Source organism: Streptomyces sp. NPDC046939 (assembly GCF_040644575.1).
In the GTDB taxonomy this organism is placed as follows: domain Bacteria; phylum Actinomycetota; class Actinomycetes; order Streptomycetales; family Streptomycetaceae; genus Streptomyces.
The window spans coordinates 75,717-85,436 of record NZ_JBEYWV010000043.1 but is presented as its reverse complement, the minus strand read 5'-3'; the positions used below and the strand labels follow the sequence as shown (position 1 = coordinate 85,436).

Annotated in this window: 8 protein-coding genes; 7 read left to right on the top strand and 1 reads right to left on the bottom strand. The window is 71.4% G+C overall.

Annotated features, from left to right (window positions below):
- Window positions 1–191: 191 nt before the first annotated feature.
- The 3 genes from ABZ877_RS35120 to rpsD all read left to right on the top strand — a co-directional run bounded on the left by ABZ877_RS35120 (window position 192) and on the right by rpsD (window position 3,237).
- The gene (locus tag ABZ877_RS35120) at window positions 192–851 is read left to right on the top strand and encodes a vitamin K epoxide reductase family protein (RefSeq protein ID WP_361079819.1); all 660 of its coding nucleotides are present in this window, start codon (window positions 192–194) and stop codon (window positions 849–851) included.
- 45 nt (window positions 852–896) lie between these two features.
- The gene (locus tag ABZ877_RS35115; protein WP_361079817.1) at window positions 897–2,255 is read left to right on the top strand and encodes a replication-associated recombination protein A; all 1,359 of its coding nucleotides are present in this window, start codon (window positions 897–899) and stop codon (window positions 2,253–2,255) included.
- Between the two features lie 367 nt (window positions 2,256–2,622).
- Window positions 2,623–3,237 (top strand): 30S ribosomal protein S4, encoded by a 615-nt coding sequence (rpsD, locus tag ABZ877_RS35110; RefSeq protein WP_361079815.1) that lies wholly within the window; start codon window positions 2,623–2,625, stop codon window positions 3,235–3,237.
- Between the two features lie 30 nt (window positions 3,238–3,267).
- Here the strand turns inward: rpsD and ABZ877_RS35105 are convergent, their stop codons facing one another.
- Window positions 3,268–5,478, bottom strand: a complete 2,211-nt coding sequence (locus tag ABZ877_RS35105) for an AAA family ATPase (RefSeq protein ID WP_361079813.1) — start codon at window positions 5,476–5,478, stop codon at window positions 3,268–3,270.
- A 208-nt stretch (window positions 5,479–5,686) separates the two neighbouring features.
- Between ABZ877_RS35105 and ABZ877_RS35100 the strand changes: the two genes are divergently transcribed.
- Genes ABZ877_RS35100 through ruvX form a run of 4 tightly spaced genes read left to right on the top strand, consistent with a single transcriptional unit; the run spans window position 5,687 to window position 9,616 of the window.
- Window positions 5,687–6,133 carry a DUF948 domain-containing protein gene (locus ABZ877_RS35100; protein WP_361079811.1) on the top strand — a complete coding sequence of 149 codons (447 nt, stop codon included), beginning with the start codon at window positions 5,687–5,689 and terminating at the stop codon, window positions 6,131–6,133.
- A gap of 8 nt (window positions 6,134–6,141) precedes the next feature.
- Window positions 6,142–6,480, top strand: coding sequence for a DUF6167 family protein (locus ABZ877_RS35095; protein WP_361079809.1), 339 nt, complete (start codon window positions 6,142–6,144; stop codon window positions 6,478–6,480).
- Window positions 6,480–9,152 (top strand): alanine--tRNA ligase, encoded by a 2,673-nt coding sequence (alaS, locus tag ABZ877_RS35090; protein WP_361079807.1) that lies wholly within the window; start codon window positions 6,480–6,482, stop codon window positions 9,150–9,152. Before ABZ877_RS35095 ends, alaS begins: the two co-directional genes overlap by 1 nt.
- Complete coding sequence (gene ruvX / locus ABZ877_RS35085) at window positions 9,152–9,616, top strand: Holliday junction resolvase RuvX (protein ID WP_361079805.1); 465 nt, start codon at window positions 9,152–9,154, stop codon at window positions 9,614–9,616. Before alaS ends, ruvX begins: the two co-directional genes overlap by 1 nt.
- Window positions 9,617–9,720: the final 104 nt, after the last annotated feature.

Genomic DNA, 9,720 nt, shown 5'->3' with positions numbered 1-9,720 from the left:
GAGGCGGACGCCGACACGGGGCCCGTCCACACGCCCACGCCCGCCTGACCCGGCGGGGGGGGGGGGCGGGGCCCCCCCCCCCGCGCCCCCGCTCTCACAGCGAAGGCTTATGCCGATCGAACGGTCAACAGCGGCGCCCGTACGGCACAATGACCCTGCCCGAGGCCACCCCTCACCTACGGATCGGCGTGATGAGCAAGACGACGAGGACCGCGACGTCCGCGACAGCAAGCGACAGCGTCTCCCACGACAGCGGCGCCGTGGCCGCCCCGCGCACGGTCGGCGGCAGCCGCGCCCTCGCGCTGCTCCTGGTGCTCACCGGGGCGGCGGGCGTGCTCGCCGCGTGGGTCATCACGCTCGACAAGTTCAAGCTCCTGGAGGACCCGCACTTCACGCCGGGCTGCTCCATCAACCCGGTCATCTCCTGCGGCTCGATCATGAAGAGCGACCAGGCGTCGGTCTTCGGCTTCCCGAACCCGATGCTCGGCCTGGTCACCTACGCCATCGTGATCTGCGTCGGCATGAGCCTGCTCGCCGGGGCCCGCTTCCCGCGCTGGTACTGGCTGGTCTTCAACGCGGGCTGCCTCTTCGGTGTCGGCTTCGTCACCTGGCTCCAGTTCCAGTCCCTGTACCGGATCAACGCGCTGTGCCTGTGGTGCTGCCTCGCCTGGGTCGCCACGATCCTGATGTTCTGGTACGTCACGTCGCTCAACGTCCGCAACGACTTCCTGCCGGCGCCGCGCTGGCTCAAGACGTTCTTCGCGGACTTCACCTGGGCGCTGCCCGTCGTGCACGTCGGCATCGTCGCCGTCCTGATCTTCACGCGCTGGGGCGACAAGCTCTGGGCCTGACCGCCGTCGGCCGGGTTGTCAGTGGCGTGACATAGGGTTTTGGACGTGGAGCCCGACCTGTTCACCGCCGCAGCCGAAGACCGCCAGGAGAAGGACCCGTCCGCGAGCCCCCTGGCCGTCCGGATGCGCCCGCGCACCCTCGACGAAGTCGTCGGCCAGCAGCACCTCCTCAAGCAGGGCTCGCCGCTGCGCCGCCTGGTCGGCGAGGGCGGCTCCGGCCCGGCCGGGGCGTCGTCGGTGATCCTGTGGGGCCCGCCCGGCACCGGCAAGACGACGCTCGCGTACGTGGTCTCCAAGGCCACCAACAAGCGGTTCGTGGAGCTGTCCGCGATCACCGCGGGCGTCAAGGAGGTCCGCGCCGTCATCGAGGGCGCCCGGCGCGCGATGGGCGGCCACGGCAAGGAGACCGTCCTCTTCCTCGACGAGATCCACCGCTTCAGCAAGGCCCAGCAGGACTCGCTGCTCCCGGCCGTGGAGAACCGCTGGGTGACCTTGATCGCGGCGACGACGGAGAACCCGTACTTCTCGGTGATCTCCCCGCTCCTCTCCCGCTCCCTCCTGCTCACCCTCGAACCCCTCACCGACGACGACCTGCGCGCCCTGCTGGCCCGCGCGCTGACCGAGGAGCGCGGCCTCGGCGAAGCCCTGACGCTCGACGAGGACGCGGAGGAACACCTGCTCCGGGTCGCGGGCGGGGACGCGCGCCGCGCGCTGACCGCCCTGGAGGCGGCGGCGGGCGCGGCGCTCGACAAGGGGGAGGCGTCCATCACGCTCGAGACCGTCGAGGAGAGCGTGAACCGCGCGGCGGTGAAGTACGACCGCGACGGCGACCAGCACTACGACGTGGCGAGCGCCCTGATCAAGTCGATCCGCGGCTCGGACGTGGACGCGGCCCTGCACTACCTGGCCCGCATGATCGAGGCCGGCGAGGACCCGCGCTTCATCGCCCGCCGCCTCATGATCTCCGCCAGCGAGGACATCGGCCTGGCCGATCCCACGGCGCTGCCCACGGCGGTCGCTGCCGCCCAGGCCGTCGCCATGATCGGCTTCCCCGAGGCCGCGCTCACCCTGAGCCACGCCACCATCGCCCTCGCCCTCGCCCCGAAGTCCAACGCGGCGACGACCGCGATCGGCGCCGCCATGGAGGACGTACGCAAGGGGCTCGCCGGGCCGGTGCCGCCGCACCTGCGCGACGGCCACTACAAGGGCGCCGCCAAGCTCGGCCACGCGCAGGGCTATGTGTACCCGCACGACGTGCCCGGCGGCATCGCGGCCCAGCAGTACGCCCCGGACGCCATCGCCGGGCGCCGCTACTACGAGCCCACGCGCTACGGCGCGGAGGCGCGGTACGCGGACGTGGTGGAGCGCGTCAGGGAGCGGCTGCGCGGGGAGTCCGGCGCCTGAGCGGGGCCGCGCGGTGATCCGGCCCCGCGCCATCCGGTAGACTCGCCAGAAGTGCTGCGTCCCGCGCCCGGTGTCCCGAAAGGGAGACCGGCACCACCAGAGCGGGGCATCCAGCCGGGTCCCCCACACCGTCAGGCAAGGGGATCCAGGAGCGTCGCGCACCTTCGAAGGTGTCGCGGGCAGCCCACCACCCCCCGGATCCGGGACCAGGTCGGTGGGCCACTCGCGTGCTGCACGTACGTGCCCAGCCCCGGGAGCGGCTGCCCTGCCCGTCCTTGTGACGCGGAGGGTTTCCCGGACTGCGGATGCGACCTCCCCGAACCCTGGTGAAGCCGTATTCGCATCGAAAACATGAGGTGTTTGGTTCATGACGAACCAGTCCCGCCCCAAGGTCAAGAAGTCGCGTGCCCTCGGCATCGCGCTGACCCCGAAGGCCGTCAAGTACTTCGAGGCCCGCCCCTACCCGCCGGGTGAGCACGGCCGCGGCCGCAAGCAGAACTCGGACTACAAGGTCCGTCTGCTCGAGAAGCAGCGTCTGCGCGCGCAGTACGACATCAGCGAGAAGCAGATGGCCCGCGCCTACGACCGCGCCAAGAAGGCCGAGGGCAAGACCGGCGAGGCCCTGGTCATCGAGCTGGAGCGTCGTCTCGACGCCCTGGTCCTGCGTTCGGGCATCGCCCGCACGATCTACCAGGCCCGTCAGATGGTCGTCCACGGCCACATCGAGGTCAACGGCACCAAGGTCGACAAGCCGTCGTTCCGCGTCCGTCCCGACGACGTCGTGATGGTCCGCGAGCGCAGCCGCGAGAAGCCGCTGTTCCAGGTCGCGCGTGAGGGTGGCTTCGCCGCCGACGGCGAGACCCCGCGTTACCTCCAGGTCAACCTGAAGGCCCTGGCCTTCCGCCTGGACCGTGACCCGAACCGCAAGGAGATCCCCGTGATCTGCGACGAGCAGCTCGTCGTCGAGTACTACGCCCGCTGACCGACCGGCGGACGTAGCTCACCCTGCGTTTCAGCCCGTCGCCTCCCCGTCGTTCACGTACGGGAAGGCGGCGGGTTCACGCTTTTCCAGGGCCTTCGCGAGCGCGGGCCGCACCGTCGCCGGGAGCCGGTTGCGCTCGCCCTGGCCGAGCGCCCGGGCCACGGCCTCGTCGTGCCCGAGCCGCTCGCCCGCCCGCGCCAGCTCGTCGAAGCGGACATCACCCAGGGTCGCGCGGGCCCGCGTCTCGCACAGTCGGTGCGGCTCGTTGTAGTGGTCCGAGCCGAACAGCGGAAGCCCGACCGACGGCCAGATCCCGCCCGCCGCGCCTTGCAGCACCGCCGCCTCCGCGGCGTCCCCCTCCGCGAGGGTGACCAGCGCGAGCAGCTCCATCGAGAGCACCGTGCCCAGCAGGTCGTGGAACTCGTGGTCGATGGCCAGGCACTCCTCCAGGAGCTGCCGCGCCCGCGGCAGGTCGCCCTTGTGCCAGGACTCGTAGGCCAGGACGTAGAGCGCGTAGGACAGGGTCCAGCGCTCGCCGTGGTCCTCGCAGACCTGGCGCACCTCCTCGCACAGCGCCACGGCCTGCTCCAGGTCGCCCTGGAACGCCACCGCCATCGCCAGCTCCACCTGGCCCATCAGCACATTGCTGTTCAGCTCGCCGATCTCGCGGTAGCTCGCGAGGGCCGCCCGCAGCAGCCGCTCGGCGCGCGGCAGGTCGTCCGAGATCAGCGCCAGGCAGCCGGTGCGGTGCACCGCGTAGGCGAGGGCCGTGGCGTCCCCGCGGTGCTCCGCCTCGTCGTGGCACTCCTGGAGCGCCGCGAGCGCGGGCACGGTGTCGCCCTGGAGCACCGCCACGTAACCGAGCACCCACAGCGCCTTCAGACGTGAGGGGCCGTAGTCCGGCGGGTCCTCCCCGTCGACCGGGTCGTCCAGCTCGACGCTGCGGTCCAGCCAGTGCCGCCCCTCCATGAGCCGCCCGCAGCCCGCCCAGTAGAACCACAGCGTGCTCGCCAGGTACTGGCCCAGATGCGTCTCGCCCGGCTCGGTCAGGCAGAACTCCAGGGCCGCCCGCAGGTTCGGCAGCTCCACGTCGACACGGGCCGCGACCTCGCTCTGGCGCGGCGAGAACCAGTCCAGCTCGCACCAGGTGGCGAGGCCCAGGTACCAGTCGCGGTGACGGCGCCGCATCCGGCCCGCGTCACCGATCTGCTCCAGCCACTCGGCCCCGTACGCGCGCACCGTGTCGAGCATGCGGTAGCGGACCCCGGCGCGTGACTCCTCGCGGATCACCACGGACTGGGTGAGCAGTTCGTGCAGCGCGTCCAGGACCGTTTCCGCGGGCAGCCCCTCGCCGGAGCAGATGTACTCGGCGGCCTCCAGGTCGAACTGCCCGGCGAAGACGGAGAGCCGCGCCCACAGCAGCCGCTCCTGCGCCGTGCACAGCTCGTGGCTCCAGCCGATCGCGGTGCGCAGCGTCTGGTGGCGGGGCAGCGCGTCCCGGCTGCCGCCCGTGAGCAGCCGGAACCGGTCGTCGAGCCGCTCCATGAGCTGCCCGGGGGAGAGCGCCCTGAGGCGTCCGGCCGCCAGCTCCACCGCGAGCGGCAGGCAGTCCAGGCGCCGGCAGACCTCCAGGACGTCGGCGCCCTGCCCGTCGTCCAGGGTGAAGCCGGGCAGCAGGGCCCGCGCCCGGTCCGCGAACAGCTCCACCGCGTCCTGTGGGGTCAGCGGCGCCAGCGGGAACAGGTGCTCGCCCTCCAGCGCCAGCGGCCTGCGGCCCACCGCGAGGACCCGCAGGGCCGGCGCGGCCCGCAGCAGGTCCCGGACGAGCGAGGCGCAGGCGTCCACCAGGTGTTCGTAGCCGTCGACGATCAGCAGGAGGCGGCGCTCGGCGAGATGGTCGACGAGGACGCGGCGGGGCGCCCGGGTGGTGTGGTCGGTGAGGCCGAGCGCCTCGACGAGCGTGTACTCGACGAGGTCGGGGTCGCGGACGGCGGCGAGGTCGACACGCCACACGCCGTCCTCGCGCAGGTGTCCGGGCGTCCGGGCGGCGACGTGCGCGGCGAAGCGGGACTTGCCGACGCCGCCCGCGCCGGTGACCGTCACCAGGCGGGCGGTCTCCAATGTCCCGCGCAGGGCGCCGAGTTCGGCCGCGCGGCCGACGAATCGGTTCATCTCCGGGGGCAGATTGCCGGGGCGTGGGGGACCGGCGGGCAGGCCGTCGGGGCGCGGAAGGCGTCGCATGAGGTACGGAGCGTACCCATCCGTAAGCGTTCCGTACAATCGCATCTGCCGAAACGTTCGCTGACGCCGCCGGAATGCGGTACGGAGCGCGGCGCGGGGCGCGATAGGCTCGGGGGACGACTTTTCGATGACGACGTTCGACGACGGCGATGTCCGGCCGATCGGCTGATCGAGTGTCCGACGACTGACGACTAGGGAGCGGTGCCGAGTGTCCGGTGGAGAGGTGGCCGGGATCCTGGTGGCCGTCTTCTGGGCGATCCTGGTCTCCTTCCTCGCGGTGGCCCTCGCGAGGCTGGCCCAGACGCTCAGGGCGACCACCAAGCTGGTCGCGGACGTGACCGACCAGGCCGTCCCGCTGCTCGCCGACGCCTCCACCGCGGTGCGCTCGGCGCAGACCCAGATCGACCGCGTCGACGCCATCGCCTCGGACGTCCAGGAGGTCACGTCGAACGCGTCGGCGCTCTCCTCCACCGTGGCCTCCACCTTCGGCGGTCCGCTCGTGAAGGTGGCCGCGTTCGGATACGGGGTACGCCGGGCCATCGGGGGGCGCGGCAAGGACGCCCCCGTCAAGCAGGCCCGCCGCACCGTGATCGTGGGGCGCCCGGTGTCCGAGGCGCGTCGCACCCGGCGGGCCGACCGGAATAAGAGGGACTGACCCGAGCGATGTTCCGTCGTACGTTCTGGTTCACCACGGGCGCAGCCGCCGGTGTGTGGGCCACCACCAAGGTCAACCGCAAGATCAAGCAGCTCTCGCCCGAGAGCCTGGCCGTCCAGGCCGCCAACAAGGCGGTCGAGGCCGGTCACAGGATCAAGGACTTCGCCCTCGACGTCCGCGCCAACATGGCCGACCGCGAGGCCGAGCTCGGCGACGCGCTGGGTCTGACCGGACCGGCCGCGGAGGAACTGCCCGAGCGCCGCTACACGATCCTCGACAAGCGCGCCGGGGCAGCACCCAAACCCCTAGAGAACACGCACTACACCAACCGGAATGAGGACCACTGATGGAGTCGGCAGAAATCCGTCGCCGCTGGCTGAGCTTCTTCGAGGAGCGTGGCCACAAGGTCGTGCCCTCGGCGTCGCTCATCGCGGACGACCCGACTCTGCTGCTCGTCCCGGCGGGCATGGTCCCCTTCAAGCCGTACTTCCTGGGTGAGGTCAAGCCGCCCGCGCCGCGCGCCACCAGCGTGCAGAAGTGCGTGCGCACGCCCGACATCGAAGAGGTCGGCAAGACCACGCGCCACGGCACGTTCTTCCAGATGTGCGGCAACTTCTCCTTCGGCGACTACTTCAAGGAAGGCGCCATCAAGTACGCCTGGGAGCTGCTGACCACGCCCCAGGACAAGGGTGGCTACGGCCTGGAGCCGGAGAAGCTCTGGATCACCGTCTACCTCGACGACGACGAGGCCGAGCGCATCTGGCACGAGGTCGTCGGCGTGCCGAAGGAGCGCATCCAGCGCCTCGGCAAGAAGGACAACTTCTGGTCCATGGGCGTGCCCGGCCCGTGCGGCCCCTGCTCCGAGATCAACTACGACCGCGGCCCCGAGTTCGGCGAAGAGGGCGGCCCGGCGGTCAACGACGAGCGCTACGTGGAGATCTGGAACCTGGTCTTCATGCAGTACGAGCGCGGCCAGGGCATCGGCAAGGAGGACTTCGAGATCCTCGGCGACCTGCCGTCGAAGAACATCGACACGGGTCTGGGTCTCGAGCGTCTCGCCATGATCCTCCAGGGCGTACAGAACATGTACGAGACCGACACCCTGTGCGTCGTCATGGACAAGGCCACTGAGCTGACCGGCGTCCGCTACGGCGACAAGCACGACACCGACGTGTCGCTGCGCGTGGTCGCCGACCACATCCGTACGTCCGCCATGCTCATCGGCGACGGCGTCACGCCGGGCAACGAGGGCCGTGGCTACGTCCTGCGCCGCATCATGCGCCGCGCCATCCGCAACATGCGCCTCCTCGGCGCCACGGGCCCGGTCGTGAACGACCTGATCGGTGTCGTCATCGAGACGATGGGTCAGCAGTACCCGGAGCTGATCACCGACCGCAAGCGCATCGAGACCGTCGCCCTCGCCGAGGAGGCCGCGTTCCTCAAGGCGCTCAAGGGCGGCACGAACATCCTCGACACCGCCGTCGCCGAGACCAAGGCGGCCGGCAAGACGGTGCTCGCCGGTGACCAGGCGTTCCTGCTCCACGACACATGGGGCTTCCCGATCGACCTCACCCTGGAGATGGCCGCCGAGCAGGGCCTCTCCGTGGACGAGGACGGCTTCCGGCGCCTGATGAAGGAGCAGCGCGAGCGGGCCAAGGCCGACGCGCAGGCCAAGAAGACCGGCCACGCCGACCTGGGGGCCTACCGCGAGATCGCGGACGCCGCCGGTGCCACGGACTTCATCGGCTACTCCTCGACGTCCGGCGAGTCCACCGTCGTCGGCCTCCTGGTCAACGGCGTCTCCTCGCCCGCCGCCACCGAGGGCGACGAGGTCGAGGTCGTCCTCGACCGCACCCCGTTCTACGCCGAGGGCGGCGGCCAGATCGGTGACACTGGCCGCATCAAGCTGGACAGCGGCGCCGTCATCGAGGTCCGCGACTGCCAGAAGCCCGTGCCGGGCGTCTACGTCCACAAGGGCGTCGTCCAGGTCGGCGAGGTGACCGTCGGCGCCTCCGCGCAGGCCGTCATCGACGTGACCCGGCGCCGGGCCATCGCCCGCGCCCACTCCGCGACGCACCTGACCCACCAGGCGCTGCGCGACGCGCTCGGCCCGACGGCCGCCCAGGCCGGTTCGGAGAACCAGCCGGGCCGCTTCCGCTTCGACTTCGGCTCGCCCTCCGCCGTGCCCACGGCCGTGATGACCGACGTCGAGCAGAAGATCAACGAGGTCCTGGCGCGCGAGCTGGACGTGCAGGCCGAGGTCATGTCGATCGACGAGGCCAAGAAGCAGGGCGCCATCGCCGAGTTCGGCGAGAAGTACGGCGAGCGCGTCCGCGTCGTCACCATCGGCGACTTCTCCAAGGAGCTGTGCGGCGGCACCCACGTGCACAACACCGCCCAGCTCGGCCTGGTCAAGCTGCTCGGCGAGTCGTCCATCGGCTCCGGCGTGCGCCGCATCGAGGCCCTTGTCGGCGTCGACGCGTACAACTTCCTCGCCAAGGAGCACACGGTCGTCGCCCAGCTCCAGGAGCTGGTCAAGGGCCGTCCCGAGGAGCTGCCGGAGAAGATCTCCGCGATGCTCGGCAAGCTGAAGGACGCCGAGAAGGAGATCGAGAAGTTCCGCGCCGAGAAGGTCCTCCAGGCCGCGGGCGGGCTCGCCGACTCCGCCAAGGACGTCCGCGGTGTGGCGCTCGTCACCGGCCAGGTCCCCGACGGCACCACCGCCGACGACCTGCGCAAGCTGGTCCTCGACGTGCGGGGCCGCATCCAGGGCGGCCGCGCCGCCGTCGTGGCCCTGTTCACGACGGTCAACGGCAAGCCGCTCACGGTCATCGCCACCAACGACGCCGCGCGCGACCGCGGCCTCAAGGCCGGTGACCTGGTCCGCACCGCCGCCAAGACGCTCGGCGGCGGTGGCGGCGGCAAGCCGGACGTCGCCCAGGGCGGCGGGCAGAACGCGGCGGCGATCGGCGACGCCATCGACGCCGTCGAGCGCCTCGTCCGGGAGACGGCCAACTGATGCGCAGAGGCCGCCGGCTGGCGATCGACGTCGGGGACGCCCGGATCGGGGTCGCGTCCTGCGACCCCGACGGGATCCTCGCCACCCCTGTCGAGACGGTGCCGGGGCGTGACGTCCCGGCCGCCCACCGGCGGCTGCGCGCGCTCGTCGAGGAGTACGAGCCGATCGAGGTCGTCGTCGGCCTCCCGCGCTCCCTCAAGGGGGGCGAGGGCCCGGCGGCCACCAAGGTCCGCGCCTTCACGGCCGAGCTGGCGCGGGGCATCGCACCCGTCCCCGTACGACTAGTGGACGAGAGGATGACCACAGTGACGGCGAGCCAGGGGCTGCGCGCCTCGGGCGTGAAGTCCAAGAAGGGCCGCTCCGTCATCGACCAGGCGGCTGCGGTCATCATCCTGCAGCAGGCGTTGGAGTCCGAACGGGCGTCGGGGGCTCCTCCGGGCGAGGGCGTCGAAGTGGTTGTCTGATCGCGATACGGTAACGTTCCGCGCGACCGGCGGCGTTCGAACAGCCGCCGCACAGCATCAAGAGGCGGAACGGTTTCCCTAGCGACCGATCGGACTCGGGATTC